The sequence below is a fragment of the Sinomonas atrocyanea genome, from assembly GCF_030811715.1.
Lineage (GTDB): Bacteria > Actinomycetota > Actinomycetes > Actinomycetales > Micrococcaceae > Sinomonas > Sinomonas atrocyanea_A.
In genome coordinates, this window is sequence record NZ_JAUSRH010000003.1 from 125,507 (window position 1) to 152,014 (window position 26,508).

The window sequence follows — 26,508 nt, forward strand, 5'->3', positions numbered from 1 at the left end:
GCCCGGCTAGATCAATGCATTTGCATCTATCTCAACGGCGGACCGCCGCCGGACATTCCCGGGGGCGGCGGAGTCAGTCCTTCGCGGCGCGGCGTCCGCTGACCCGCGGCACGGCCCCGGTGGTCCAGTCGCCCTCGGGCTCGGCGCCGTCCTCGTCGGCCGCCTCGGCCACGGGCGTGCGCGTGAGGTCGCGCAGCAGCCTCCGGCGCTCGAGGCCGCCCTCGACGAGCCGGTACAGGACCGGGACCAGCACGAGGGTGAGCGCGGTGGAGGAGACGAGGCCGCCGATCACGACGACGGCGAGCGGCTGGGCGATGAACCCGCCGCCGCCCGTGAGGCCAAGGGCCATGGGCGTGAGGGCGAAGATGGTCGCGAGCGCCGTCATGAGGATCGGGCGGAGGCGCTGGCGCGCGCCCTGCTCGATCGCCTCCGCGAGGGGCAGGGCCCCGCGGCCGGGCGCAGGCCTCCGGTACTGGTTGATGAGGTCGATCAGCACGATGGCGTTCGTCACGACGATGCCCACGAGCATGAGCAGGCCGATGAGGGAGGGCAGTCCGAGGGGGATCCGGGTCGCGAGGAGCAGCAGGATCGCCCCGGTCGCCGCGAACGGCACCGACACCAGGAGCACGAGCGGCTGGAGCAGGCTCTTGAACGCCGCGACCATGATCACGTACACGATCGCGATGGCGGCGAGCAGCGCGAGCCCGAGCTGCTGGAAGGACTGCGCCTGCTGGCTCGCAGCACCGCCCACGGACGCCGTCGCCCCGCCGTCGAGCTCAAGTGCGGCCACGCGCTTGGTGACCTCGCCGCTCACCGAGCCGAGGTTCGCGTCGCCGGGCGTCACGGAGACCGTCGCGGTGCGCTGCCCCGCGGTGCTGGTGACCGTCACCGGGACGTCCACGGCCGCCACGGAGGCGATCTGCCCCAGCGTGAGGCCGCCCGGCGCGCCGGGGATCGGGATGGCCCGGACGGCCCCGATGCTCTGGAACTGCGTGCCCTTGCCGATCCGCACCGGGTAGTCGGTCGTGTCGATGCGCACGGTTCCGGCCGGGATCGGGCTCACCGTCGAGGCCAGCGCGGTGCTGACCTGCTGCTCGTTCAGCCCAGCGGCGGCAGCCTTCGCACGGTCCACCTTGACCTGGACCACAGGCTGGGCCGCCGCGAGGTTGCTCGCCACGTCCGTCGCGCCGGGGACGTCCTTGAGCGCCGCGACCACTGCGTCATTGGCCTTCGCCAGCGAGGCCGAGTCGGGCGCCTTGACGGTCACGTCGACGGTCGACGCCGTGCCGAATCCGCTCTGCTGGCTCCCCACGGAGACGGTCCCGACCCCGGAGAGGCGGCCGACGGCGTCGCGCACCTGCTGCTGGAGCGCCGCCTGGTCCTTCGACTCGTCGGTGATGACGGTGAAGGTGGCGTTCGAGGCGCCCGAGGAGAGGAACGCGCTGAAGCCGGTGGTCGAGTTGCCGATCGTCACCTGGACGGTCTGGACGCCGTCCACGTCCTTGAGCACGTCCTCGACCTTGGCCGCCGCCGCACTCGTCGCGTCCAGGCTCGTGCCCGGGGCGAGCTTCTGCGTGACGGTGAAGTTGTTCTGGCCCGTGTTCCCGAGCAGGTTGGTGGGCAGGAGCGGCGCGAGGGCGAATGTGCCGACGAGGATGAGCGCTCCAGCCACGAGGGTGATGGCCGGGTGCTTCTGGGTGCTGCGGAGGATCGGCAGGTAGCCCCGCTGGAGCGGGCTGCGGCGCTCCTTCTCGTGGGCTTCGGCCTCGACCTCGGCCCGGTTCGCCGCCCCGGTGGGCCTGTGGCCGAGGAACCAGTACGCGAGCACGGGCACGATCGTGAGGGCGACGACGAGCGAGGCGAGCAGCGCCATCGTGACGGTGAGCGCGAACGGCCGGAACAGCTCTCCGGCGAGGTTCCCCACGAACGCAATCGGCAGGAATACCGCCACGGTCGTGAGGGTGGAGGCTGTCACCGCGGCGGCGACTTCGCGCACCGCGTTGAGGATCGCCGTCGTCTTCTCCTCGCCGTAGCTCAGGTGCCTCTTGATGTTCTCGATGACCACGATCGAGTCGTCCACGACGCGCCCGATCGCGATCGTGAGAGCGCCGAGCGTGAGGATGTTCAGCGAGTAGCCCGCGGCGAACAGCCCGATGAACGTGATGAGGAGTGAGAGCGGGATCGAGACCGCCGTGACGAGGGTCGATCGGACCGAGAGCAGGAACACGAGGATCGTCAGGACCGCGAAGCCGAGGCCGAGCGCTCCCTCGGTGGTGAGGTCGCGGATGGACTTCTCGATGAACGGTGCCTGGTCGAATACCGTGGTGAGCTTCGCGTTCGAGCCGAGGTCCGAGGCCAGCTGGGGGAGTGCGTCCCGGACGGCGTGCGAGATGGCGACTGTGTCACCCTCGGGCTTCTTCGTCACGGACAGGGCGAGGGTCGGCTTGCCGTCAGTCCGGGTGATCGACGTCGCGGCATCGTCCTCGATCGTCACGGCGGCGACGTCGCCGACCGTGGTGGGCTGCTTGGCTCCCGTGAGCGGCAGCGACTTGACCGCGTCCGTGGAGTCGACTGGGCTGCCGGCCTGGAGCGAGAGTGACTTCCCCTGGTCCGTGACGGTCCCGATCGGCACGAGCGCGCCGTTGTTCTGCAGGGCCGTGCGGATCGAGCCGATGTCGACGCCGCGGCCCGCCATGGCGGCCGGGTCCGGCTGGATCTGGAGGTGCTGTGTGGCGCCTCCGGTCACGTCCACGCTGCGCACGCCGTCGATCTTCGTGAGCTTCGGAACGGCCTGCTGGATGAGCTGGGCGTCCAGCTGGCTGAGCGGCTTGTCCGAGGAGGCGGCGATGAAGACGATCGGGAAGTCGCTGATGCTGCCGGCGAGCGTGTTGGGGGAGGCGTCGGCGGGCAGCTGGGACTTGACGTTGGAGATGGCCCGGTCGATCTGGTTCCGCGCGCGGTCGAGGTTGGTTCCGTACTGGAACGAGAGCCTGATCGTCGATACCCCGGTGCGGGAGGTCGAAGCGCTGCTCTCGAGTCCCTCGACGGCCTGGAGCGACTTCTCCAGGGGCTGGCCGATCTGCTTGTCCACGACGTCTGGCGAGGCGCCGGGCATCGAGGTGACGACAGTGAGCTGGGGGAACTCGATGGAGGGGATGAGCTCCTGTTTGAGGCTCGTCGCCGTGATGACCCCGAAGACCGAGGCGAAGACCATGATGAGCGCGATGAGCGCCCTGTTCGCCATGGACAGGCGGGCGAGCCGGAACATCGGTGGCCCTTTCACGTGAGGGCGGCCGTTCCGCGGACGGTGGCCGGGAGTCGTGGACTGGTAGCGAAATGGCCCGCGTCCTCAGCCGAGAGGACGCGGGCCGGAGACGGACGCTGGCCTAGTGGGCCGGGGCCGCGAGTCCGAGGGCCGCCGAGGTGGTGGCGGCGATCTCTGCGGCGAGGTCCGGGTGGTCGTTGAGCTTGATGCCGTAGCCGGGCATCATCTCGCTCAGCTTAGGCTCCCAGCCCTTGAAGTTCTTCGGGAACGCGCGCTGCATGAGCTCGAGCATGATCGGCACGGCCGTGGAGGCTCCGGGCGAGGCGCCGAGGAGGGCGCCGATCGAGCCGTCGCGCGAGGTGATGACCTCGGTGCCGAACTGGAGGACGCCGCCCTTGGCCTGGTCCTTCTTGATGATCTGCACGCGCTGGCCGGCCGTGATGAGCTCCCAGCCTTCCCCTGAGGCGTCCGGGTAGTACTCCCGCAGCGCCTCGATCTTCTTCTCGTGGCCCTTGGCGACCTCCTTGACGAGGTAGGCCGTGAGGTCCATGTTGTCCTTCGCGACCGCGAGCATCGGAATGATGTTGCCCGGCCGGATGGAGAGCGGAAGGTCCCAGAGGGAGCCGTTCTTGAGGAAGTTCGTGGAGAAGCCGGCGTACGGGCCGAAGAGCAGGGAGCGCTTGCCGTTGACGTAGCGCGTGTCCAGGTGCGGGACGGACATCGGCGGTGCGCCGACCGAGGCCTGGCCGTAGACCTTCGCATTGTGCCGGAGCGCGATCGACTCGTCCGTGCTGCGCAGGAACTGCCCGGACACGGGGAAGCCGCCGTAGCCCTTGCTCTCGGCGATGCCCGAGTCCTGGAGCAGGTGCAGCGCACCGCCGCCGGCGCCGACGAAGACGAACTTGGCATGGATGCTGCCGCGCTCGCCCGAGGCCTTGTGCCGCGTGGAGACGTTCCAGCCGCCCCGCGCTCGCTCGAGCCCGGCCACGTCGGTGCCGTAGTTGACCTCGACGCCGTTGCCCGCGAGGAACCCGACGAGCTCACGGGTGAGCTGGCCGAAGTCCACGTCGGTGCCCTCGGCGACCCGGGTCGCCGCGACGCGCCCGGCGCCGCGGCCCTCCATGACGAGGGGGGCCCACGCGGCGATCTGGGCCGGGTCCTCGCTGTACTCCATCGTGGAGAAGAGGGTGTTGGGGTGGAGCGCCTCGTAGCGCCTGCGGAGGAAGTCCGCGTGGGCGTCGCCGATGACGAAGCTCATGTGCGGCACGTTGTGGATGAACCCGGACGGGTCGGTGATGCTGCCGTCGGCCACGAGGTGGGACCAGAACTGGCGCGAGAGCTGGAAGCCCTCGTTGATCCCCAGCGCCTTCGCGGGGTTCACGGAGCCGTCCTTGGCCTGCGGGGTGTAGTTGAGCTCGCAGTACGCGGAGTGCCCCGTCCCGGCGTTGTTCCAGGGGTCCGAGCTTTCGAGCCCCGCCTCGTCGAGGCGCTCGAAGAGCACGATGCTCCAGCTCGGTTCGAGCTTCTTGAGGAAGGCGCCGAGGGTGGCGCTCATGATGCCCCCGCCGACCAGAACGACGTCGGCAGATCGGGTGGTGGAAATGAAGGTCACTGAAGTCTCCCTGCACAAATGGACCAGTGGCAGAATATCCCCCGGCCGCCCGGATCGCTAAATCCCCGAAGGGTTGCAGTCAAGACCCCTCCGCAGGATTTTTTTTCGGGCCGTCTATGCGCCGGGGGCGAGCGTCACGTGGTTGAACGTCTCGTTCAGGACGGGCGACGTCGGGTAGGTCGCCACCCGCGCGGAGACCGCCACCGCGGAGATCGGGTACGCGATCGGCACCGCCGGGGCACTCGAGCCGATCTGGCCGTTGACGTTCTGGTACGCCTGGGTGCGCTCGTTGCCGTCCGGCAGCCCGCGGGCGCGTTCGATCTTGCTGAAGATCTGGGCGTCGAAGAAGCCGAACTCTCCGCTCTTGGCCCCGAAGAGGGGCGCGAGGAAGTCGTCGGGGTCGCTGTAGCTCCCGTAGCGGCCCAGCAGGTGGAAGGCGTGGTCCCCGGCGGTCGTGACCTTCTGCAGGTACCCGTCGGCCCAGTCCACCGGCACCGGCTTGATGTTCAGGCCCAGCAGCGTCAGCTGGGCAGAGAGCTCGGCGTAGACCTTCTCGGGGTCGGGCAGGTAGAGCCGTGTGACATTGAGCGGGTAGTAGAAGGGGAGCTCCTCGCCCTTGTAGCCCGCCTCGCTCAGGAGCCGCTTGGCCTTCTCGGGGTCGTAGGCCGGGAAGCCGCCCGCGGCGTTGAAGCCGCTGAGCTTCGGTGGGACGAACTGCGAGGCGGACTTCGTGTCCTCGAGGAAGAACGGCTTGATGACCGCGTCCTTATTGATGCCCATCGCGATGGCCTGGCGCACCTTGTCGTTCTGCAGGAGGGGCACGGCCTGGTTCATCCCGAGGTACATGACCGAGAACGGGTCGCGCCGCACCACCTGCAGGCCCTTGCGGACCAGGGTCTCGATGTTCTGCACGGTCACGGCGTCGTAGCCGTCGATGGTCCCGGCCAGGAGCGCCCGCAGCCGCGCCTGCGGCGTGTCGTACACCACGAGCGTGAGCTGGGAGATCTGGCCCCGGGCGCCCCAATAGGTCGGCGAGGACTCCAGGACCACGGAGTCCTTGGTCCACTGGCGGAACCGGAACGGGCCGGTGCCCACCGGGTGCTGGGCGTAGCGGGAGATCTTCGTCCCCGACGAGGGCTGGTCCTCGACGTCGGCGGTGCCGGCTTTGAGCGCCGCGGGGGAGGAGATCGCGAAGGCGGGGGTGGTCATCGCGGCGAGGAAGCTCGTGAGCGGCTGGGTGAGCTCGATGCGGACCTCGTGCTCGCTCACTACCGTGCACCGCTTGTAGACGGACAGGGACGCCTGGTCGGAGTGGGCCTTGAACACCGCGGTGAAGGCGAGCCCTGTGTGGTTCGAGCGGAACTGCGGCGAGAACGCGTACCACCGGTCGAAGTTCGCCTTCACCGCTGCGGCGTTGAACGGGGTGCCGTCGTGGAAGGTGACGCCCTCCCGGAGGGTGAACGTCCACGAGAGGAGGTCTGTGCTCTGGGTCCACGAGGTGGCGAGGGACGGCGCGGGCGCCCCCGTGTCGGGGTCGCTCGTCACGAGGCATTCGAGGACCTGGCGCGTGACGCGCCATGACTCGATGTCGGCGGTGACGGCCGGATCGAGTGCGATCGGCGGTGCCGGGGTGGCGAAGGTGAAGGACGCGCTGGGCGCAGTGGACCCGCTCGGACTCGGCGACGGCTGCGGATTGGGCGAGGGCGTGCATCCGGTCAGGAGCACCGCCGCCGCTGCCGCCTGGAGGAGTTCCCTCCGCCTCATGGTCCGCGCGCCACTCACGACCTGTCTCACGCCTTTCGCTCCCCGCCGCATGTCCGGCGCCCTTGTGTCCCTGGGTGTCGACCTGCTCGGCCGGGTGTCCGCCCCGAGGAGGCCGGACTGGGGCCGGAGGCGGTGCGCGAGGAGGGACTTGAACCCTCACGTCCGAAGACACAGGAACCTAAATCCTGCGTGTCTGCCAATTCCACCACTCGCGCGGCACCCCGCCTCTGGCGGGGCAACTCGATCAGTGTACCGGCAGGATCTTCAGGTCCCGCTGGAGCTTGGCGACGTGGCCCTTCGCCCGGACGTTGTACTGCGCGAGCTCGATCCGCCCGTCGGCGCCGACCACGAACGTGGACCTGATCAGGCCCTGGTAGGTCCGCCCGTAGTTGACCTTCTCGCCCCACGCCCCGTACGCCTCCGCGACGCTGTGGTCCTCGTCGGCGAGGAGCCGGAACCCGAGGTGCTGATCCGCGGCGAAGCGGCGCACGGCCTCGGCCGGGTCCGGCGAGATGCCCACCACAGTGAGTCCGGCGTCGGCGATCGCCGCGAGGCTGTCGCGGAAGTCGCAGGCCTGCTGCGTGCACGCCGGAGTGTTGGCCTGAGGGTAGAAGTAGACGACGGTCCTCTGGCCCGCGAGGTCCGCGAGCGACGTCGTCCCGCCGTCGGAGTCGGGGAGCGAGAAGGCGGGGGCGGCGTCGCCCGCCGCGAGTCGGTGGGAGGGTCCAGTCGTGGTCACGCACCGAGCCTAGCGTCAGTCGGCGCGGTGCCCCGAGAGACCAGTGCGCGGGCCCCAGCTGCGTGTGAGGCACCTCACCTGCGCAGCCGCCCGGTCGATTTCGCTTTTCGAAAGACGTCCTGTAGAGTTTCATGTCGTTGCGGGGCACGGAGACGGGTCGGAAACGGCCGGTCGGACCGCGGCGAAGATGCGCCTCTAGCTCAACTGGCAGAGCAATTGACTCTTAATCAATGGGTTCCGGGTTCGAGTCCCGGGGGGCGCACCACAACCCCTTCCCGACCCGCGGAAACGCGGACCGGGGAGGGGTTTCTTCGTGTTCGCGCAGCATAGATGCCGAGCTGGTCAGCGAGGCGCTGTCTCCGGGCCCTATTCCTCTGGGGACGGCAACCGCCGGGCGCGACCATTGCATGCGGAGGTGATTCCCATGTTCACTCTTCGCACCCTCGGAGGAATCGGGCTGATCGCAGCAGGAGCCAGCTGGCTTTGGCTCACCCCCGGCTTCGCCAGCCGCGGCGACACGTCCGGCCCCCTGTGGGCGGTCACCACCGGACTGAGCCTCCTGACTGTCCTCGGCTTCTGCATTGCCACCTGGGGACTCTTCGCGCGGTGGGGATGGTGGGAGCAGGCAGCGCTCGCCTCGGCGGCACTGGGCCTCATCGCTGTCGTCTCCTACCTCATCGCCGCGATCAGCGGAGGAGAGGCGCCGTTTGCGGCAGTGTTCGAGGCCATGGTGCACGTCCTCATGGTCGGGGTCGTTGCCGGCCTCCTGCTCGTCCCTTCCCTGGAGCGGTGGGTCAACCACCAGGTCATGGGCTGACATCCTGTGAAATGCGCTACGGCCGGCACAGCTTCGGCCTGTACCTTGATCCCGGCATTGACAGTTCAGAACACGATGGGGATGCGGATGGGACACGGTAGCCAGGCCCTTGGCGGGCGCTACGGGGTGAGGGGCGAGGACCTGCCGGATGGTCGGAGGCTCGTACGCCGCGCGATCTTCGACAGCGTGCAGTCAGCGGCCTTCGCCGCGGACCGGAAGCTGGCGGCGGGGCTCGACGTGGGGCGCCGCGCCGCCCGCGCGGTCTACACCACCGGGAGGGCAGCCGTCGTGGTTCTGGGACTCGTGCTCGGGCTCCTCGTCATCACCGAGAGCATCAGCCCTGTGGCCGCCGCGCTGCTGGCCGTCGCCCTGCTGATCACGCCCGACCTGCTCGCGCGCCTCCACCGGATGTGGGAGGCCAGACAGCAGGGCACCCTTGCCGGCCTCTCCGGGCGTGAGGCGTTCTTCCACCATGCCGGGCCCTGGCTGGCTCCGATCCCCGCGGGGGAGCGGCTGGCGAAGTACCTGGTGCTGCTGACGGCCGGCGAGGTCGCGCTCTCCGGTGTCCTGCTGACCTTGGAGGCTTCTGACGCCGGACCGCTCGCACTGGTCGCGACCACGGTCTGAACCCAGGGGGCCGTCGGAGTGCCGGCGCGTTGACAGTCCTCGCAGTCCTCGGACCTCCGCGCCGCCATCGGATCTCACTGTCCCCTCCACAGGTGGTAGCCGAGGATGAGGAGCGGCCAGGCGACCGTGGCGCCCAGCAGGAAGACCCCACCGGCCGCGACGGCGATGGTCTTGACGACCGACATCAGTGGATATCTTCCTTCTCGTACTGGACTGCCCCGTGCTGGACTGCCTCGTACTGGACTGCCTCGCGGCGGACTGCATGGTCCTCGCGCGTCCCGGATCCGGGGTGGAGGACGGCGGCATGACGCGTCCTCGCCGGGCTGCCGTCGAGACTCGGCAGGGCAGGCAGTTCCGCGAGGTGGCCTCCGCGGTGTCCCGCCCGGAGCTCGCACCTCGACATGAAGCTGGTCTCGTGCAGCTCGAGCTCCGCCCGGTAGGTGCAGCGCTGGCTCTCCGGGAGGGCCGATGATTCCGTCACGGTGGTGTCCATTCCGTCCGGGTGGCCCGCGTTCCGGCCCACTGCCTTCTGATGGCGCGTCGATGCCACAGGGGTGCATGGCATGGGTCACACTCTAGGTCGCCGCCGGCGCGGAGGAGCGCACGCCGGTCGTGTCGCGCCGTGTCGACTGGCGTTCCGGGAGGCCACCGCGAGGGCCCCCGCCCAGAGGATCATCTGGGCGGGGGCCCTTCATCTCGCGCGGCCAGTCATCTCGCGCGGACAGTCGTCTTGCGCGGACAGTTGTCTTGCGCGGACGGTCGTCTCGAGCGGACGGCTGGGGCCGCCGAGGCAGCCTGAGGCGCTGCGCCGGGCTACTGGGCCAGAGGCGTGTTGCCGTAGTTGGCGTGGCACGCACCGCCGGAGAGGACATCACCCGGGGTCACCTTGTAGGTGCGGACGGACGGGTTGACGATGACGGTGTGCGCCGCGCCGTTGGCATCGGTCAGGGTCGAGCCGCACGCGTCGGCGGCCGCCTGGGTCCCGGAGGAGCCGCCGATCCAGACGTCGAACCAGACGGTGGTGCCTGCAGGGGCACCCGAATGGCAGGGCCCGTCCTGGGGGGTGGCCCCGTCGCCGCAGGTGTCCTCGACGATGAGGTACTTCTGCAGGTTGGGGATGTAGAGCCGGGTCCCGGCGGGGTAGTCGAGGGTATCGACGCCGCCCGTGATGGAGTGGCCGACGGCGACCGTGACCGGATCCGCCCAGGTGCCGGTGCCGCCCGCGGTCTTGTGCACGATGGGGTGGGAGACCTCGGCGGATCCCGCGGGGGTGTTGTCCCAGTACCCGTACCCGGTCGTGTACGCGGTGGTGACCACCGTCCCCGTCTCGTGGACGACGGCCGGGGCCTTCGGGGCAGCAGGAGCGGGGATCCGGGCCACCGGGACGGCGGCAGGGGCCGGGGCCACCGGGCGGTTCGCGGCACTGGGGGCCGGCAGGGCCACGGGGGCGGCGGCCGTGGGCGCGGCAGTGCTCGGGGGCGCCGTGGTGGGCTTGGCGGTGTGCTGGGCGGCGGGGGACTTCGTCGCGGTCGGCGTCGCATCGGGGGTGGCACTTGCTCCGGCGGAGCTCGGCAGGGCGGTTCCGTGCTGGGCGGCACCCGCGCACCCGGTCAGGGTGAGCAGCAGGGCGGCCGCGGCGGTGGACAGTTTTCTGGCGTGCTTCATGCAGGAGTTCTCTCTGGGTCTTCGTACTCGACATCGGCGCACGGCCCCCCAGTGCGCCAAGTCCAAGAGCGTAGTCGCGCTCCTGCGCGAGGCGAAACCGAGAGTCTGCCCCCGGCGGTCACTGCAGCGTCGGGGCCTCCCCGAAGTTCGCGTGGCACACCTGGCCCGAGAGGACGTCACCGGGGGTCACCCGGTAGTTGTGGATGCTCGGATCGAGGATGACGGTGTGGATGCCCGTCAACGTGGCCTGGCACTGCCTGGAGTCGGAGTTGCTGCCGGACGCTCCTCCGATCCAGATGTCGAACCATACCGTCGCCCCGCGGCGGGCGGCCCGGCCGAGGTTGTGGCACGGGATGTCCTGCGGGGTGGCCCCGTCCCCGCACGCGTCCTCGACGATGAAGTACTTCTCGAGGCTCGGGATGTACATGCGTGTCCCCGCGGGAAAATCGAGAGTGTCGACGCCGTTGCTGATCGAGTGGCCGACGGCGAGGGTGACGGGGTCCTGCCACGTTCCGGTGCCGCCCGCGCTCTGGTGCAGGACGGGGTTGGAGATGATGGTGGACCCGGGCGGGGTGTTGTCCCAGTATCCGTACCCGGTGGTGTAGGCGGTGCTGATGACCTTGCCGGATTCCTGCGGTGAGACGGTGCGGGCGGCGGAGGCGGACCCGGAGGGGGAGCCGGAGGCAGGAGACGGTCCGGGGCCCGGGGAGCCGGAGCAGCTGGTCGCCGCGAGCAGCACCGCGGCCGCCGCGGTCCAGGCCAGCCTCCTCCGCAGTGTAGTCATGGCGTCAGGCGCCCGCGGCGGGGCGCGGAGGCGCCGGCGTGGTGGCCGACGCCGGGACCGCGCGCACCAGGGGCGCGCGGCCCCGGTGGCGCCCCCGGCGCGCCGTCGAGCGGTCCTCGCGGAGGACCGTCCAGACGGCGAGCGCGAGAAGGATCACACCCGAGATGGCGATGACCACCCAGTCCACGGCAGCCTCCCTGCGTGAGTAGTCGGCACGGCTGAGGCCATTAGACCCTCGCGCCACCCTGCCCGTCCAGAGACTTCTGGGGCACAATCACGCCACCGTGCGCCCCGCCGCCATGGGCTAGAGGCCCACCAGATCGCGCAGGAAGGACGCGAGGTCGGCGGCGTCGTCCTCCTGGGCGAGGGTGACGGCAGAGCCGGCTCCGAGTTCGCAGGCCGGGCGCAGCGTGAAGGTGACCACGCGCCCGGTGCTCGTGGCGACGTCGAAGGCGCCGGGGGCCGGCTCCGAGACATACGCGAGGTTGGTGAGGTCGATCGTCGTCGGCTGTCCGGTCCCCGCGAGGGTCCCCCGGTCGAACGGGGCAAGGACGAGCTCGACGGGCCGGCGGCGGTAGCCGAGGACCAGCCCGGTGGGGACGGGGGCCCCGGGCCGGGGCCCCAACACGGACCCCCCGCACTCCGTCACACACACGAGGTTGTAGTCCCCGTAGTTGGGAATCTGGCTGTCGAAGACGTAATGGAGCGCGGCCTTCAGCGCGTCGTCGGGCTCGGGGGCGCGCCCGGTCGGGGCAGTGCTGCTCACAGTTCTCCTCTCGCCGAAGGCCAGTCTACGTACTCGGGGGCCGCCGGGCCCGGTACCGCACCGTCCACGCCTGTGCACGTGGCTCCGTCCCGAGCACGGCCCGCGAGCGCCTCGCCAGTACCCTGTGCCCATGGACTTCCGCCGACTGCTCCTGCTGAGGGAGCTCGCCGACCGCCGTACGATCGGTGCGACGGCCGATGCACTCGGCATCACCGCCTCGGCCGTCTCCCAGCAGCTCAAGCTCCTGCAGGAGGAACTCGGCGTCGTCCTCATCCAGCGCCAGGGGAGGGGCGTCCGCCTCACCGAGGCCGGAGAGGCGATGGCCGCGGCGGCGGCCGGCGTCGCCGTCGCGATGGCGCGCGCCGAGGCCACCGCCGACGGCTACCGCAGGGGCGAGCAGGCGAGGGTGCAGGCCGTGTTCTTCCCCAGCGCGGCCGAGATGTTCCTCCCCGGCCTGCTCGACCGCGTCGCCGCGTGCGAGGGCCTGCGCCTCGACGCGCGGCTCGAGGACCCCAACGCCCAGGGGTTCGTCGATCTCGCCGCAGACGCCGACCTCGTCCTGGGCCACTCCGTCAACGGCCCGGAGGAGTTCCTCCGCGATGGGCTCGTGGTCGAGCCGCTGCTCGAGGAGCCGCTCGACGTCGCGCTGCCGGGCGACCACCCGCTCGCCGCCCGGGACGTCCTCGAGCCCGACGATGTGGCGTCCTGGCCGTGGATCGGCGTCCCAGCGGGCTTCCCCTTCGACACGGTCCTGCGCCAGATCGAGCTGCAGGCCGGCCGCGTGGTCGACCGCGTCCAGCTCATGCCCGACCTGCGGGCCATGGAGGCGCTCGTCCGCGGCGGCCACGGGCTGAGCCTCCTGCCGCGCTTCACCTCCCGGGGGGCCCTCCGCAGCGGCCTGGTCCTGCGTCCCCTGACCGGCGTGCAGGCGCGCCGCAGCGTCGTCCTCCTGGCCCGCGCCGACGTCGCAGCCCGGCCCACGGTGCGCTCGGTCATGGACATGGTCCACGCCGAGGCCGAAAGGATCGTCCGCGAGGACGCCGCGGAGGCGTGATTCCCGCCACACCGCCGTCCTAGACTGTGCGCCATGACTGAGCAGCAGAGCCCCCCTCAGCAGGTCCAGACCGACGCGGCGCCCACGGGTGCGGACGCCAAACCCCGCAGCCGGGTGGTGACAGACGGCATCCACGCGGCCCCTGCCCGCGGGATGCTGCGGGCGGTGGGGTTCGGCGACGAGGACTTCGCCAAGCCTCAGGTCGGGATCGCGAGCTCGTGGAATGAGATCACCCCGTGCAACCTCTCGCTGGACCGCCTCGCCAAGGCAGCCAAGGAGGGGGTCCACGCCGCCGGCGGGTTCCCAATGCAGTTCGGCACGATCTCGGTCTCGGACGGGATCTCCATGGGCCACGAGGGCATGCACTTCTCGCTCGTCTCCCGCGAGATCATCGCGGACTCGGTCGAGACCGTCATGCAGGCCGAGCGGATCGACGGCCAGGTCCTCCTCGCGGGCTGCGACAAGTCGCTGCCCGGGATGCTCATGGCCGCGGCCCGCCTCGACGTCGCGAGCGTCTTCCTCTACGCGGGCTCGATCATGCCGGGGTGGGTCAAGCTCGAGGACGGCACCGAGAAGGACGTCACGCTCATCGACGCCTTCGAAGCCGTCGGGGCCTGCGCCGCCGGCAAGATGTCCCGGGGAGACCTGGATCGGATCGAACGGGCCATCTGCCCGGGCGAGGGCGCCTGCGGCGGGATGTACACGGCCAACACGATGGCCTCGGCTGCCGAGGCGCTCGGCATGTCGCTGCCCGGCTCCGCGGCGCCGCCGTCCGCCGACCGGCGCCGGGACATGTTCGCCCACCGCTCCGGCGAGGCCGTGGTCAACCTGCTCCGGCGCGGCATCACGGCGCGGGACATCCTCACCCGGGAGGCGTTCGAGAACGCGATCGCGGTGGTCATGGCCTTCGGCGGCTCGACCAACTCGGTCCTGCACCTGCTCGCGATCGCGCGGGAGGCTGAGGTCCGGCTCGAGCTCGAGGACTTCAACCGGATCGGGGACCGGGTCCCGCACCTGGGGGACCTCAAGCCCTTCGGCCGCTATGTCATGTACGACCTCGACCGGGTCGGGGGAGTGCCCGTCGTCATGCGCGCGCTCCTCGACGCGGGGCTGCTGCACGGCGACGCCCTGACGGTCACCGGCAGGACGGTCGCCGAAAACCTCGCCGAGATCTCGCCGCCGGACCTGGACGGGAAGATCGTGCGCGCCATGGACAACCCGATCCACGCCACCGGCGGCCTCTCGATCCTGCACGGCTCGCTCGCCCCGCAGGGCGCCGTCGTCAAGACGGCCGGGTTCGACGCGGAGGTCTTCGAGGGCACCGCCCGCGTGTTCGAGCGGGAGCAGGCAGCGCTCGAGGCGCTCGACCGGGGCCAGATCGCGCCCGGGGACGTCGTCGTCATCCGCTACGAGGGCCCCAAGGGCGGCCCCGGCATGCGCGAGATGCTGGCCATCACCGGCGCGATCAAGGGGGCCGGGCTCGGCAAGGACGTGCTCCTGCTCACCGACGGCCGCTTCTCGGGCGGCACCACCGGGCTCTGCATCGGCCACGTCGCGCCGGAGGCGGTCGACGCCGGCCCGGTCGCCTTCGTGCGCGACGGCGACCGGATCCGCGTGGACATCCCCCGCCGCAGCATCGACCTCCTCGTGGACGAGGACGAGCTGGCTGCGCGCCGGGAGGGCTGGTCGCCGATCCCGGCGAAGTTCACCCGCGGCGTCCTGGCCAAGTACGCCAAGCTCGTGCACTCCGCGAGCGAGGGCGCCGTCCTCGGCTGAGCCGGAGACCGGGGCGCCGCAGGCCGTCTCACGAGCGTCTCACGGTGTGGATGGGAGTCCGCATCGTGAGACGCGCCCTGACCAAATTGACACTCAAAAGCCCAATTCGCGAGACTGTGGGCATGCAGATCGCCCCGACGAGCATGGTGCTCGATGTCGTCCTTGCCCAGCGCGTGGCTCACTGAGCCCGTCTGGCACGATCTGTCACGCGCAACCCCTCGAAACGCCAGGCGGCCGAGGGGTTGTTTTCGTTGGAGCACACCTTCGCCACGAAGATCCTAAGGAAGAGACTGATGAGCAAAGGAACGCCGATCAGCCCATCGCTGATGGCTTCGAAGCCGTCCGCAGCCAAGGCCGCGGATCCTGTCGACACCGTCGACTCTGCCTCTGCCGTCCTGGGGCCCAACCGTGTTGTTGAGCCCACAGAGATGACTGGATCTGAAGCAATTGTCCGCTCGCTCGAGGAACTGGGCGTGGACGATGTCTTTGGTCTACCGGGCGGCGCGATCCTGCCGACCTACGACCCTCTGATGGCTTCGAAGATCAACCACGTGCTGGTGCGCCACGAGCAGGGCGCCGGCCACGCTGCCCAGGGGTACGCGATGGTCACCGGCCGTGTTGGAGTCTGTATCGCGACGTCGGGTCCGGGAGCCACCAATCTGGTGACCGCGATCGCCGACGCGCACATGGACTCCGTTCCCCTCGTCGCCATCACCGGGCAGGTCTCGAGCTCGGTCATCGGCTCGGACGCGTTCCAGGAAGCGGACATCGTCGGCATCACCATGCCGATCACGAAGCACTCCTTCCTCGTGACGAAGGCCGAGGACATCCCGCGCACCCTCGCCGAGGCGTTCCACCTCGCCTCCACCGGCCGCCCGGGTCCCGTCCTCGTCGACGTGACCAAGGACGCCCAGCAGGCCAAGACCATGTTCAGCTGGCCGCCCCGGATCGACCTGCCGGGCTACCGCCCGGTGACCCGCGGGCACAGCAAGCAGGTGCGCGAGGCGGCCCGCCTCATCGCCGCCTCCTCGAAGCCCGTGCTCTACGTCGGCGGCGGCGTCGTCAAGGCCCACGCCTCGGCCGAGCTCCTCGCCCTCGCGGAGGCCACCGGCGCTCCCGTCGTCACGACGCTCACGGCCCGCGGAGCCTTCCCGGACTCCCACCGCCAGCACCTCGGCATGCCCGGCATGCACGGCTCGGTCGCCGCGGTCACGGCCCTGCAGCAGGCCGACCTGCTCATCACCCTCGGCGCGCGCTTCGACGACCGCGTCACGGGGGTCCTGAGCACGTTCGCCCCGAACGCGAAGGTCATCCACGCCGACATCGACCCGGCCGAGATCTCCAAGAACCGCACCGCGGACGTTCCCATCGTCGGCTCGGTGAAGGAGATCCTGCCCGAGCTCACCGAGACGGTCGCGGGGCTGTACGCCAAGGACGGCGCCCCGGACATCACCGCGTGGTGGTCGTTCCTGGACCGGCTGCGCGAGGACTACCCGCTCGGGTGGACCGAGCCCGAGGACGGGCTCCTCGCCCCGCAGCGCGTCATCCAGCGCATCGGCGAGCTCACCGGCCCGGAGGGCATCTACGTGGCCGGCGTCGGACAGCACCAGATGTGGGCGGCCCAGTTCATCAAGTACGAGCGCCCGCACGCCTGGCTCAACTCGGCCGGCCTCGGCACCATGGGCTACTCCGTGCCGGCGGCCATGGGCGCCAAGGTCGGCAACCCGGACCGGCCGGTCTGGGCGATCGACGGCGACGGCTGCTTCCAGATGACCAACCAGGAGCTCGCGACCTGCGCGCTGAACAACATCCCTATCAAGGTCGCGGTCATCAACAACTCCTCCCTGGGCATGGTGCGCCAGTGGCAGACGCTCTTCTACGACGGCCGCTACTCGAACACCGATCTGCAGACCGGCGCGGACACCGTGCGCATCCCGGACTTTGTCAAGCTCGGCGAGGCCTACGGATGCGCCTCCTTCCGCGTGGAACGCGAGGAGGACATCGACACCGTCATCGCGCAGGCGCTCGAGATCAACGACCGCCCCGTGGTCATCGACTTCGTGGTGAGCCCGAACGCGATGGTCTGGCCCATGGTGCCCTCCGGGGTCAGCAATGACCTGATCCAGGTGGCCCGCAATTCCACCCCCGATTGGGAAGAGGAGGACTGAGCATGTCGCGCCACACCCTGTCCGTTCTGGTCGAGGACAAGCCCGGCGTGCTGACCCGCGTCGCGGGCCTCTTCGCCCGCCGCGCGTTCAACATCCACTCGCTCGCCGTGGGGCCCACGGAGGTCGACGGCGTCTCGCGGGTCACCGTGGTCGTCGACGCCGAGGGCGATCTGCTCGAGCAGGTCACCAAGCAGCTGAACAAGCTCGTGAACGTCATCAAGATCGTCGAACTGCTGCCGGAGAACTCGGTCCAGCGCGACCACCTGCTGATCAAGGTGCGGGCAGACGCCGTCACGCGCCTGCAGGTGACCCAGGCCGTGGACCTGTTCCGGGCCTCGATCGTGGACGTCTCGACCGATTCCCTCGTCGTCGAGGCCACGGGCACCTCGGAGAAGATCCAGGCCCTCCTCGCCGTCCTCGAGCCCTTCGGGATCCGCGAGATCGTCCAGTCCGGCACGCTCGCTGTCGGCCGCGGCTCCCGGTCCATGAGCGACCGCGCGCTCCGCGCGAGCTGACCCGCGCCGCGGGCCCCGGACCCGCGGCCGCCCCCACACCTCACAACGCAATCAAGGAGAACCAAGTGACAGAGCTGTACTACGACGACGACGCAGACCTCTCGATCATCCAGGGCCGCAAGGTCGCCGTGATCGGCTACGGCAGCCAGGGCCACGCCCACGCCCTCAACCTCCGTGACTCCGGCGTCGACGTCCGCGTCGGCCTCAAGGAGGGCAGCAAGAGCCGCGCGAAGGCCGAGGAGCAGGGCCTGCGCGTCCTGACCCCGCGCGAGGCCGCGGAGGAGGCCGACGTCGTCGTCATCCTCGCCCCCGACCAGGTGCAGCGCCACCTCTACGCCGAGGACATCGCCCCGGCGCTGAAGGAGGGCGACGCCCTCGTCTTCGGCCACGGCTTCAACATCCGCTTCGGCTACATCCAGCCGCCGGCCGGTGTCGACGTCATCCTCGTCGCACCGAAGGCCCCGGGCCACACCGTCCGCCGCGAGTTCGTCGCCGGCCGCGGCATCCCGGACATCATCGCGGTCGAGCAGGACGCCACGGGCAAGGCCTGGGACCTCGCCAAGTCCTACGCGAAGGGCATCGGCGGCACCCGCGCGGGCGTCATCAAGACCACGTTCACCGAGGAGACCGAGACGGACCTCTTCGGCGAGCAGGCCGTGCTCTGCGGCGGCGTGTCGCACCTCGTCCAGGCCGGCTTCGAGACCCTGACGGAGGCCGGCTACCAGCCGGAGATCGCCTACTTCGAGGTGCTCCACGAGCTCAAGCTCATCGTGGACCTCATGTGGGAGGGCGGCATCGCCAAGCAGCGCTGGAGCATCTCCGACACCGCCGAGTACGGCGACTACGTCTCGGGCCCGCGCATCATCTCGCCGGCCGTGAAGGAGTCCATGAAGGAGGTCCTCGCGGACATCCAGTCCGGCGCCTTCGCCAAGCGCTTCATCGACGACCAGGACAACGGCGCCGTCGAGTTCAAGGCCCTGCGCGAGAAGGAGGCCGGGCACCCGATCGAGGCGACCGGCAAGGCGCTGCGCGCCCACTTCTCCTGGCAGCAGCAGGACGCCGACTACACCGAGGGCTCGGCCGCGCGCTGACCCCGGCACCGCAGCGGCGGGCGAGGCCCTCGCCCGCCGCTGCTCCTCTCTGGGCGCGGCACCCGGCCCCAGAGACTCCATCGCTCCGCCCCGAACCGCCCCACCCCTGCCTGATCTGGAGAGGCCCCCGCCCCGTGACCACCAAGCCTGTCGTCCTCCTCGCCGAAGAACTCTCGCCCGCCACCGTCGCCGCCCTCGGACCGGACTTCGAGATCCGCTACACCGACGGCGCCGACCGCTCCCAGCTGCTGTCCGCGATCGCGGACGTCGACGCGATCCTCGTCCGCTCCGCCACGCAGGTGGACGCCGAGGCGATCGCCGCCGCGAAGAAGCTCAAGGTCATCGCCCGCGCCGGCGTCGGCCTCGACAACGTGGACATCAAGGCCGCCACCCAGGCCGGCGTCATGGTCGTGAACGCCCCGACCTCGAACATCGTCTCCGCCGCCGAGCTCACGTGCGGGCACATCCTCTCCCTCGCCCGCAACATCCCGGCGGCGAACACGTCGCTCAAGGGCGGGGCGTGGAAGCGCTCCAAGTACGCCGGCACCGAGCTGCTGGACAAGAAGCTCGGCGTGATCGGCCTCGGCCGCATCGGTGCCCTCGTGGCCGCACGCATGCAGGCGTTCGAGATGGACGTCCTCGCCTACGACCCGTATGTCACGGCCGCGCGGGCCGCCCAGCTGGGCGTCAAGCTCGTGAGCCTCGACGAGCTCCTCGCCCAGAGCGACTTCATCACCATCCACATGCCCAAGACCCCCGAGACCGTCGGCATGCTGGGCAAGGACGCGTTCGCGAAGATGAAGAACACCGCCTACGTCGTCAACGTGGCCCGCGGCGGCCTTGTCGACGAGGAGGCCCTCGCCCAGGCGCTCGAGGACGGCCAGATCGGCGGTGCCGGCATCGACGTGTTCGCCAAGGAGCCCAGCACGGACCTGCCGTTCTTCGGCCACGAGAACGTCGTCGTCACCCCGCACCTCGGCGCCTCGACGGACGAGGCCCAGGAGAAGGCCGGCATCTCGGTCGCCAAGAGCGTCCGCCTCGCCCTCGCCGGCGAGCTCGTGCCCGACGCCGTGAACGTCGCCGGCGGCGTCATCGCCCCCGACGTCCGCCCGGGCATCCCGCTCATCGAGAAGCTCGGCCGCATCTTCACCGCCCTCGCGCACGACTCGGTCACCCAGATCGAGGTCGAGGTGGCCGGCGAGATCGCCAACCTCGACGTCAAGTCGCTCGAGCTCGCGGCCCTCAAGGGCGTCTTCACCGACGTCGTCTCCGAGAAGGTCTCCTACGTCAACGCCCCGGTGCTCGCAGAGCAGCGCGGCGTGGCCGTGCGGCTGCTCACCACGACCGAGGCGGAGGACTACCGCAACGTCCTGACCATCCGCGGCCTCCTCCAGGACGGCACCCAGGTCTCGGTGGCGGGCACGCTCACCGGCCCCAAGCAGGTCCAGAAGCTCGTGGGCATCAACGGCTACGACGTCGAGATCCCGATCTCCGAGCACCTCGTGGTCATGTTCTACTCCGACCGCCCGGGCGTCATCGGCACGATCGGCCACATCCTCGGCATGAACCAGATCAACATCGCCGGCATGCAGGTGGCCCGCGCCGACGTGGCCGGCCAGGCCATGGCCCTGCTCACCGTCGACTCCGCGATCCCCGCCACCGTCCTCGAGACGGTCAAGAGCGAGATCGGCGCGACCGTCCTGCGCGAGGTCGACCTCGAGGACTGACCGCCCGCTCCTGCCCGCCCAGCCGGGCACGCACGACGGCGACCCCCGCCGCCCGCGGTGGGGGTCGCCGTCGTCCGTGGTCACTTTCGCCGCGTTTCGCTGTGCTTTGGCCGTCGGCCCGGCGGATCCGGTAATTTCTTAGGGTGAGTCCCGCATCTGAGAAGACACCCTTCTACATCACCACCGCCATCACGTACCCGAATGGGGCCCCGCACATCGGGCACGCGTACGAGTACATCTCCGCGGACGCCATGGCGCGCTTCAAGCGGCTCGACGGCTTCGACGTCTTCTTCCTCACGGGCACGGACGAGCACGGGCTCAAGATCGCCCAGACCGCCGAGCGGGAGGGCCTCACCCCCCAGCAGTTCGTGGACCGCCAGGCCGAGGTGTACCGCGAGGTCCACGAGCTGCTCGGCACGAGCTACGACCGCCTCATCCGCACCACCGACGCCGACCACTACGGCGCCGCCCAGTCCATCTGGAAGCGGATGGCGGACGCAGGGGACATCTACCTCGACAAGTACGAGGGCTGGTACTCGGTGCGCGACGAGGCGTTCTACACCGAGGACGAGACCGAGGTGCGCGACGGCGTGCGGTACTCGAAGGAGACCGACACCGAGGTCACCTGGACCGCCGAGGAGAGCTACTTCTTCCGGCTCTCCGCCTACCAGGACCGGCTCCTCGCGTACTACGAGTCCCATCCGGAGTTCGGTGCGCCGCAGTACCGGTTCAACGAGGTCATCTCCTTCGTCAAGCACGGGCTCGAGGACCTCTCCATCTCGCGGACCTCGTTCGACTGGGGCGTCCCCGTCCCCGACGCGCCGGGCCACGTCATGTACGTGTGGGTGGATGCGCTCACCAACTACCTCACGGGCGTGGGCTACCCGGACGTCGAGTCCGAGCAGTTCGAGCGGTTCTGGCCCGCGGACGTGCACATCATCGGCAAGGACATCTCCCGCTTCCACGCGATCTACTGGCCGGCCTTCCTCATGAGCGCGGGCCTCGAGCTGCCCCGGCGGGTCATGATCCACGGCTTCCTGCAGAACAACGGCGTGAAGATGTCCAAGTCGCTCGGCAACGTCGTGGCGCCCGCGGACATGATCGCCCAGTACGGCCTCGACGCCGTCCGCTACTTCTTCCTCCGCGAGGTGCCCTACGGTGCCGACGGCAGCTACAGTCACGAGGCCATCGTCGGACGCATGAACGCGGACCTCGCCAACAACCTCGGCAACCTCGCCCAGCGATCGCTGTCAATGGTCGCGAAGAACCTCGAGGGTGTGGTCCCGGAGCCGGGGGAGTTCACCGACGCCGACCGTGCGGTCCTCGACGCCGCGGCTGCCCTGCTGCCCGCCGTCCGGGGGGCCTTCGACCGGCAGGAGTTCTCCCGCGCGCTCGAGGCGATCTGGTCGGTACTCGGCGACACCAACGCCTACTTCGCCGAGCAGGCCCCGTGGGTGCTGCGCAAGACCGACCCGGCCCGGATGGCCACGGTCCTGTACGTGACGCTCGAGGTGGTCCGCCAGGTCGGCGTGCTCGTCCAGCCCGTCATGCCTGCCTCCGCGGCCCGGCTGCTCGACGTCCTCGGCCAGCCCGAGGGCGAGGCGCGCCTGTTCGCGGCACTCGGCACCCCCATCGCCCCCGGCACCCGGCTGCCCGCCCCGGCGCCCGTCTTCCCGCGCTACGAGGAGCCGGCCGGCGTCTGACGCGCGGAGGCTCCGGGGACGCGCCCGGGGCGCCGCCGCCGATTCACGCGCGGCCCGGCGGGGTACGGTCCTGACATGGTGTCGATCGAGCCCGCGAGGGGACTGTCAGCGGACGCGGCCGCGGAACCGGCAGCCACGGATTCCGCCGCCACGGACTCCACGGCCGCGGACTCCACCGCCGCGGACTCCACGGCGGGGGAGAACATCGCGGAGGCTGCCCGGGCCGCGGCGGGGGAGTGGCCGGGCCGCGCGCTCGGGCTCGCCCGCCGGCTGGGCGGCACCGCACCGTTCCCCGGCGAGGGCCGGACGAGCGAGCTGTGGGACCTGTTGGCCGCCCTCGGGGCCGCTGACCTCTCCGTGGCACGGGTCGTCGAGCCCCACCTCGATGCCCTCGCCATCCTCCGCCAGGCCGGGCTCGGCCGGCCCGAGACCGGGACCGTCTGGGGCGTGTTCGCGGCCGAGGGGCCGGGAGTGAAGCTCAAGGCCCGCCGCACGGCCGAGGGCTGGCGGCTGCAGGGGACCAAGCCCTGGTGCTCGCTCGCGGGGGCGCTCAGCCACGCGATCGTGACCGCGCACACCGGCCCGGACACGAGGCGCGCCTTCGCCGTCGGGCTCGGACACCCCGGGGTGGCGGTCCGCGAGGGCGGGTGGCACGCGCTCGGCCTCCCCGGCATCCCCAGCGGCCCGGTCGAGTTCGACGGCGTGCCCGCCGAGCCTGTGGGCGAGGACGGCTGGTACCTCGAGCGGCCCGGCTTCGCGTGGGGCGGGATCGGCGTCGCGGCCGTCTGGCACGGCGGCGCCCTCGGGGTGGCCCGGCGGCTGTGGGCCGCGGCCTCCCAGCGGACCCCAGACCAGATCGCCCTCGCGCACCTCGGCGCGGCGGACCTCGCGCTCGGGACCGCCCAGGCGGCCCTGGCCGACGCCGCCGCGGCCGTGGATGGGGGCGTGGCCGAAGGGGCCGCGGGGGCGCTCCTGGCGCTGCGCGTGCGGGGAACCGTCGCGGCGGCGGCCGAGACGGTCCTTGGGGTCGTCGACCACGCCCTCGGGCCCGCCCCGCTCGCCTTCGACGCCGAGCACGCCCAGCGGGTCGCGGACCTGCGGCTCTACCTGCGCCAGCACCACGCCGAACGGGACACCGCGGCCCTCGGCCGGGCACTGCTGGAGGCGGGGGAGCAGCCGTGGTGAGCTTCAGCCACCTCGACGCCGGCACCCCTGAGGCCCTCTGGGTCCGTGACGAGCGCCTCGCTGCGACGCCCCCGCTGGACCTCGCGGGGCTCCGCGCCCTCGTGGTCCTCGCCGCCCACCCCGATGACGAGACGCTCGGCGCCGGCGGCCTCATCGCCCACGCCGCCCGCTCGGGCGCCGCGGTGCATGTGGTCGTCGCGACAGACGGCGAGGCCTCCCACCCCGACTCGCCAACCTTCAGTCCCGAGCTGCTCGCCGAGATCCGCCGTGGAGAGGTCCGGGCCGCGGTCGGCGCGCTCGCCCCGTCGGCCACCCTCCGATGCCTCGGCCTCCCCGACGGCGCCCTCGCCGACCACGGCCCGGCACTCGAGCGGGCGCTGGGAGAGGCCGTCCGCGACGCGCTCGGTGAGGAGGCCGCCGGAGGGGACTGGGCCGGCGTCGTGCTCGCGGCACCGTGGCGGCACGACGCCCACACGGATCACGACGCCGCGGGCGCCGTGGCCGCGCGCGTGGCGGGCGAGGCCGGCGTGGCGCTGCTGGAGTACCCCGTGTGGATGTGGCACTGGGCCGCCCCCGGGAGCCCGCAGGTTCCGTGGGCAGAGGCCCGGCGGCTCGAGCTCGCCCCTGCGGTCAGGAGCGCCAAGGAGCGGGCCCTCGCGCTGCACGTCAGCCAGACGTCGCCGCTGTCGGAGCACTCCGGCGACGAGGCGCTGCTCAGCCCCGGCATGCAGGAGCACTTCGAGCGCGGCTTCGAGCTCTACTTCGCCTCGCCTCCGCGGGACGCCGGGGCGACCTTCGACGCGGTGCACGCCGCGAGCCCGGACCCTTGGAACTTCACGACCAGCTGGTACGAGCGGCGCAAGCGGGCCGTCACCCTCGCGGCCCTCCCGGCCGCGCGGTACCGGCGGGCGCTTGAGGTGGGCTGCTCGATCGGCGTCCTCACCGGTGAGCTGGCCGAGCGGGCCGATGAGGTCGTCGCGACCGACGTCAGCCCGCGGGCCCTCGAGCGGGCGGCGGAGCGCCTGCCCCACGCCGCTGCCATCAGCTGGGAGCACCGCCGCCTGCCGCAGGAATGGCCCGAGGGCGCCTTCGACCTCATCGTCGCCTCGGAGGTCGGCTACTACTTCGGCCCCGCCGAGCTGGACGAGTTCGTGCGGCGGTGCCTCGGGAGCCTCACGGACGACGGCGCGCTGGTCGCGTGCCACTGGCTCGGCGCCATCGACGGCTGGCAGCTCACCGGCGAGGACGTGCACGCGCGCCTGCGGGCCGAGGCTGGCCTCGAGACCGTGGTGCACCACCGAGAGCGGGACTTCCTGCTCGAGGTCTTCGCGAAGCCCCCCGCAGCGTCCGTGGCGCAGCGCGAGGGCCTCGCATGAGCGGAAGGCACGCGATCTCGGACGTCGTGGTGGTCATCCCGGCCAAGGACGAGGAGGAACTGCTTCCGGGCTGCCTGCAGTCGGTCGAGGTGGCCGTGCGCGAGCTCGCGGCGGCGGCCCCCCGTGTCCGCGTGGGCGTGACCGTTGTCCTGGACGGCTGCCGCGACGGATCGGCGGATGCCGTGGCGCGGTGGCCCCGGGCGCGGACGGTCGAGGGCGAGGCCGGGGGCGCGGGCGCGGCGCGGCGCCTCGGGGTGCGGCATGCGCTGTCCCGGGCAGGGGCGCCGAGGGATCGGGTCTGGATCGCCTCGACCGATGCGGACAGCAGGGTGCCGCGGGACTGGCTCGTCGAGCACGTGGCCCTCGCGGAGTCCGGCGTCGGGCTCCTGCTGGGCACCGTGGTGCCCGACCCCGCGGACCTCGATCCGGAGCGCCTCGCCGCCTGGCACGGCGCCCACCGGCTCGCCGACGGACACGGCCACGTCTTCGGGGCGAATCTCGGCGTACGGGCGGACGTCTACGGTGCGGCCGGGGGATTCCCCGCGCGGGCCTCGGGGGAGGACGAGGCGCTCGTCCTGGCCGCGAAGGCGCTCGGCGTGCGGTGGCGGGCCACCGACGCCTGCCGGGTGGTCACCTCGGGGCGGCTGCGCGGACGGGCGCCCGGCGGCTTCGCCGACTACCTCGCGGCCGCCCTGCCCTCCTAGCCCGATCCCGCGAGGTCACCCCGTGGGTGCGCGAGGTCACCGGGTGGGTGCGCGAGGTCACCGGGTGGGTGCGTGAGGTCACCCCGTGGGTGCTGTACAGGGCGGTACCCGGTCAGCAGGGCCTGTTGCTACGCAGCCGGAAACAGGGCGTGCGGGGTCGTGAGGAAGGCGCGCACCTTCGCACGGAGCGCTACCGGATCGTCGAGTTCCGGCCAGTAGATGTTGAGTACGCGCCACCCGGCGGCCACCAGCCGGGCTTCTCGTTCCTGCTGAGCGGACACCTTGGCATCCGGCGGCCCGTAATCAAAGTACTTGGCGTATCCGTGGACCTCGATGACGACCCGGCGATCGACCCAGGCGAAGTCGACGCGCTCGCGGCCGCGCGCCGTCGTGATCCACCGCTGGAGTTCCGGCTCTGGAAGGTTCCATTCCTCCAACAGCAGCCGGAGCCTGGTCTCAGCGGGTGACTCTGACCGGCCGTCGGCCGCCTCAAGGACCTCGCGTGCCCTCCTGATTCCGCGGGTCCCCTTGGCGTCAGCGACGAGCTGACGCAGGACGAGGTGGTCGGCGCCGTGGGCGAGCCCAGAGTCGGCGATGACGACGGCGAGTTCGAACGGCAGCATGCGGGCGCAGTCGAGGATGGTGCGCTCGAGCGAGGTTACCGCCAGGCCGTTGACAATGCGGATCTGCGTCTCAGGGATGCGCTGGTTGTGGCGCACCACGTCGTCGTTCGGACCGCAATCGCCGCGGCGTCCGGCGTGCGCGACATGGACGAGAGGGCGGCAGCGCCAGACTGAAAGTCCCCAGATCAGGGCAGCAGAGGTGTAGGAGTAGACGTGCGAGCCGCCGGTTGCGGCTGCGTTGTGCGCGCAGATGCGGACAACCATGGGATCCGGCGTCCCCGCCAGCGGCGCCGTATAGATGCCTCGCTCGCGCCGCACCAGGTCCCCGGATTCGGTCAGGGCACGGATGGCGCCGGGACTGATCCCGGCGGAGACCAGCATTGATCGCTGCAGCATCGGGACAGGAGAGAGCGCGTCGTCGCCGAGTTCTTGGAGCACGCGGCGCTCATGGGGATTGAGGTTGAGGTCCATGCCTGGAGTCTGGCGCAGCAGTCCCGTTCTTAGACCGACTGGGATGCTGTATGTGGACAACCGGTGCGGATCGGTT

General features: G+C 71.0%; 22 protein-coding genes and 2 tRNA genes. 13 read left to right on the plus strand and 11 right to left on the minus strand.

Features of this window, described 5'->3' with window-relative positions; genetic code table 11:
• Positions 1–73: 73 nt before the first annotated feature.
• The 5 genes from J2W21_RS06040 to bcp all read right to left on the minus strand — a co-directional run bounded on the left by J2W21_RS06040 (position 74) and on the right by bcp (position 7,380).
• Positions 74–3,268, minus strand: a complete 3,195-nt coding sequence (locus tag J2W21_RS06040; RefSeq protein ID WP_307113609.1) for an efflux RND transporter permease subunit — start codon at positions 3,266–3,268, stop codon at positions 74–76.
• A gap of 118 nt (positions 3,269–3,386) precedes the next feature.
• A complete protein-coding gene (locus J2W21_RS06045; RefSeq protein WP_307113610.1) occupies positions 3,387–4,877 on the minus strand; it encodes a malate:quinone oxidoreductase in 1,491 nt (496 codons plus the stop codon).
• A gap of 114 nt (positions 4,878–4,991) precedes the next feature.
• Positions 4,992–6,641 (minus strand): ABC transporter substrate-binding protein, encoded by a 1,650-nt coding sequence (locus J2W21_RS06050; protein ID WP_307113611.1) that lies wholly within the window; start codon positions 6,639–6,641, stop codon positions 4,992–4,994.
• 133 nt (positions 6,642–6,774) lie between these two features.
• Positions 6,775–6,856: transfer RNA gene (locus J2W21_RS06055), tRNA-Leu, on the minus strand.
• Positions 6,857–6,885: 29 nt separating this feature from the next.
• A complete protein-coding gene (gene bcp, locus J2W21_RS06060) occupies positions 6,886–7,380 on the minus strand; it encodes a thioredoxin-dependent thiol peroxidase (RefSeq protein ID WP_307113612.1) in 495 nt (164 codons plus the stop codon).
• Between the two features lie 189 nt (positions 7,381–7,569).
• On the opposite strand from bcp, the gene J2W21_RS06065 reads away from it, so the two are divergent.
• From J2W21_RS06065 to J2W21_RS06075, 3 genes are all read left to right on the plus strand, one after another.
• A tRNA-Lys gene (locus J2W21_RS06065) sits at positions 7,570–7,645 on the plus strand.
• A gap of 159 nt (positions 7,646–7,804) precedes the next feature.
• Positions 7,805–8,197: a hypothetical protein gene (locus tag J2W21_RS06070; protein ID WP_307113613.1), complete on the plus strand. Its 393-nt coding sequence runs from the start codon at positions 7,805–7,807 to the stop codon at positions 8,195–8,197.
• 87 nt (positions 8,198–8,284) lie between these two features.
• Positions 8,285–8,824, plus strand: a complete 540-nt coding sequence (locus J2W21_RS06075) for a hypothetical protein (RefSeq protein ID WP_307113614.1) — start codon at positions 8,285–8,287, stop codon at positions 8,822–8,824.
• A gap of 184 nt (positions 8,825–9,008) precedes the next feature.
• Here J2W21_RS06075 and J2W21_RS06080 read toward each other — a convergent pair whose 3' ends face one another.
• The 5 genes from J2W21_RS06080 to J2W21_RS06100 form a co-directional block, all read right to left on the minus strand.
• The gene (locus tag J2W21_RS06080; protein ID WP_307113615.1) at positions 9,009–9,305 is read right to left on the minus strand and encodes a hypothetical protein; all 297 of its coding nucleotides are present in this window, start codon (positions 9,303–9,305) and stop codon (positions 9,009–9,011) included.
• 332 nt (positions 9,306–9,637) lie between these two features.
• The gene (locus tag J2W21_RS06085; protein WP_307113616.1) at positions 9,638–10,489 is read right to left on the minus strand and encodes a hypothetical protein; all 852 of its coding nucleotides are present in this window, start codon (positions 10,487–10,489) and stop codon (positions 9,638–9,640) included.
• A 118-nt stretch (positions 10,490–10,607) separates the two neighbouring features.
• Positions 10,608–11,273, minus strand: a complete 666-nt coding sequence (locus tag J2W21_RS06090; RefSeq protein WP_307113617.1) for a hypothetical protein — start codon at positions 11,271–11,273, stop codon at positions 10,608–10,610.
• A gap of 4 nt (positions 11,274–11,277) precedes the next feature.
• The gene (locus J2W21_RS06095) at positions 11,278–11,460 is read right to left on the minus strand and encodes a hypothetical protein (RefSeq protein ID WP_307113618.1); all 183 of its coding nucleotides are present in this window, start codon (positions 11,458–11,460) and stop codon (positions 11,278–11,280) included.
• Between the two features lie 117 nt (positions 11,461–11,577).
• The gene (locus tag J2W21_RS06100) at positions 11,578–12,039 is read right to left on the minus strand and encodes a hypothetical protein (RefSeq protein ID WP_307113619.1); all 462 of its coding nucleotides are present in this window, start codon (positions 12,037–12,039) and stop codon (positions 11,578–11,580) included.
• A 130-nt stretch (positions 12,040–12,169) separates the two neighbouring features.
• On the opposite strand from J2W21_RS06100, the gene J2W21_RS06105 reads away from it, so the two are divergent.
• From J2W21_RS06105 to J2W21_RS06150, 10 genes are all read left to right on the plus strand, one after another.
• Positions 12,170–13,093, plus strand: coding sequence for a LysR family transcriptional regulator (locus tag J2W21_RS06105; RefSeq protein ID WP_307113620.1), 924 nt, complete (start codon positions 12,170–12,172; stop codon positions 13,091–13,093).
• A gap of 33 nt (positions 13,094–13,126) precedes the next feature.
• On the plus strand, positions 13,127–14,869 hold the full coding sequence (ilvD, locus tag J2W21_RS06110; protein ID WP_307113621.1) for a dihydroxy-acid dehydratase: 1,743 nt from the start codon (positions 13,127–13,129) through the stop codon (positions 14,867–14,869).
• 293 nt (positions 14,870–15,162) lie between these two features.
• Complete coding sequence (locus J2W21_RS06115; protein ID WP_307113622.1) at positions 15,163–17,037, plus strand: acetolactate synthase large subunit; 1,875 nt, start codon at positions 15,163–15,165, stop codon at positions 17,035–17,037.
• Between the two features lie 2 nt (positions 17,038–17,039).
• On the plus strand, positions 17,040–17,552 hold the full coding sequence (gene ilvN / locus J2W21_RS06120) for an acetolactate synthase small subunit (protein ID WP_307003605.1): 513 nt from the start codon (positions 17,040–17,042) through the stop codon (positions 17,550–17,552).
• Between the two features lie 65 nt (positions 17,553–17,617).
• Positions 17,618–18,643: a ketol-acid reductoisomerase gene (gene ilvC / locus J2W21_RS06125; RefSeq protein ID WP_307113623.1), complete on the plus strand. Its 1,026-nt coding sequence runs from the start codon at positions 17,618–17,620 to the stop codon at positions 18,641–18,643.
• A 134-nt stretch (positions 18,644–18,777) separates the two neighbouring features.
• On the plus strand, positions 18,778–20,370 hold the full coding sequence (serA, locus tag J2W21_RS06130; protein ID WP_307113624.1) for a phosphoglycerate dehydrogenase: 1,593 nt from the start codon (positions 18,778–18,780) through the stop codon (positions 20,368–20,370).
• A 143-nt stretch (positions 20,371–20,513) separates the two neighbouring features.
• Positions 20,514–22,073, plus strand: a complete 1,560-nt coding sequence (gene metG / locus J2W21_RS06135; RefSeq protein ID WP_307113625.1) for a methionine--tRNA ligase — start codon at positions 20,514–20,516, stop codon at positions 22,071–22,073.
• A 75-nt stretch (positions 22,074–22,148) separates the two neighbouring features.
• On the plus strand, positions 22,149–23,258 hold the full coding sequence (locus J2W21_RS06140) for an acyl-CoA dehydrogenase family protein (protein ID WP_307113626.1): 1,110 nt from the start codon (positions 22,149–22,151) through the stop codon (positions 23,256–23,258).
• Complete coding sequence (locus J2W21_RS06145; RefSeq protein ID WP_307113627.1) at positions 23,252–24,634, plus strand: PIG-L family deacetylase; 1,383 nt, start codon at positions 23,252–23,254, stop codon at positions 24,632–24,634. The genes J2W21_RS06140 and J2W21_RS06145 overlap by 7 nt, the downstream gene beginning before the upstream one ends.
• On the plus strand, positions 24,631–25,338 hold the full coding sequence (locus J2W21_RS06150; RefSeq protein WP_307113628.1) for a glycosyltransferase: 708 nt from the start codon (positions 24,631–24,633) through the stop codon (positions 25,336–25,338). Before J2W21_RS06145 ends, J2W21_RS06150 begins: the two co-directional genes overlap by 4 nt.
• A gap of 128 nt (positions 25,339–25,466) precedes the next feature.
• On the opposite strand, the gene J2W21_RS06155 is transcribed toward J2W21_RS06150, so the two are convergent.
• Positions 25,467–26,432 carry a type IV toxin-antitoxin system AbiEi family antitoxin domain-containing protein gene (locus tag J2W21_RS06155; RefSeq protein ID WP_307113629.1) on the minus strand — a complete coding sequence of 322 codons (966 nt, stop codon included), beginning with the start codon at positions 26,430–26,432 and terminating at the stop codon, positions 25,467–25,469.
• Between the last annotated feature and the right edge of the window lie 76 nt (positions 26,433–26,508).

Bases quoted from the DNA above. Each gene is read 5' to 3' on its own strand.
- J2W21_RS06040 (WP_307113609.1), bottom strand. From the start codon at position 3,268: ATGTTCCGGCTCGCCCGCCTGTCCATGGCGAACAGGGCGCTCATCGCG.
- J2W21_RS06050 (WP_307113611.1), bottom strand. From the start codon at position 6,641: ATGAGGCGGAGGGAACTCCTCCAGGCGGCAGCGGCGGCGGTGCTCCTG.
- J2W21_RS06070 (WP_307113613.1), top strand. From the start codon at position 7,805: ATGTTCACTCTTCGCACCCTCGGAGGAATCGGGCTGATCGCAGCAGGA.
- J2W21_RS06075 (WP_307113614.1), top strand. From the start codon at position 8,285: ATGGGACACGGTAGCCAGGCCCTTGGCGGGCGCTACGGGGTGAGGGGC.
- J2W21_RS06085 (WP_307113616.1), bottom strand. From the start codon at position 10,489: ATGAAGCACGCCAGAAAACTGTCCACCGCCGCGGCCGCCCTGCTGCTC.
- J2W21_RS06090 (WP_307113617.1), bottom strand. From the start codon at position 11,273: ATGACTACACTGCGGAGGAGGCTGGCCTGGACCGCGGCGGCCGCGGTG.
- J2W21_RS06105 (WP_307113620.1), top strand. From the start codon at position 12,170: ATGGACTTCCGCCGACTGCTCCTGCTGAGGGAGCTCGCCGACCGCCGT.
- ilvD (WP_307113621.1), top strand. From the start codon at position 13,127: ATGACTGAGCAGCAGAGCCCCCCTCAGCAGGTCCAGACCGACGCGGCG.
- J2W21_RS06115 (WP_307113622.1), top strand. From the start codon at position 15,163: ATGAGCAAAGGAACGCCGATCAGCCCATCGCTGATGGCTTCGAAGCCG.
- ilvN (WP_307003605.1), top strand. From the start codon at position 17,040: ATGTCGCGCCACACCCTGTCCGTTCTGGTCGAGGACAAGCCCGGCGTG.
- J2W21_RS06140 (WP_307113626.1), top strand. From the start codon at position 22,149: ATGGTGTCGATCGAGCCCGCGAGGGGACTGTCAGCGGACGCGGCCGCG.
- J2W21_RS06150 (WP_307113628.1), top strand. From the start codon at position 24,631: ATGAGCGGAAGGCACGCGATCTCGGACGTCGTGGTGGTCATCCCGGCC.
- J2W21_RS06155 (WP_307113629.1), bottom strand. From the start codon at position 26,432: ATGGACCTCAACCTCAATCCCCATGAGCGCCGCGTGCTCCAAGAACTC.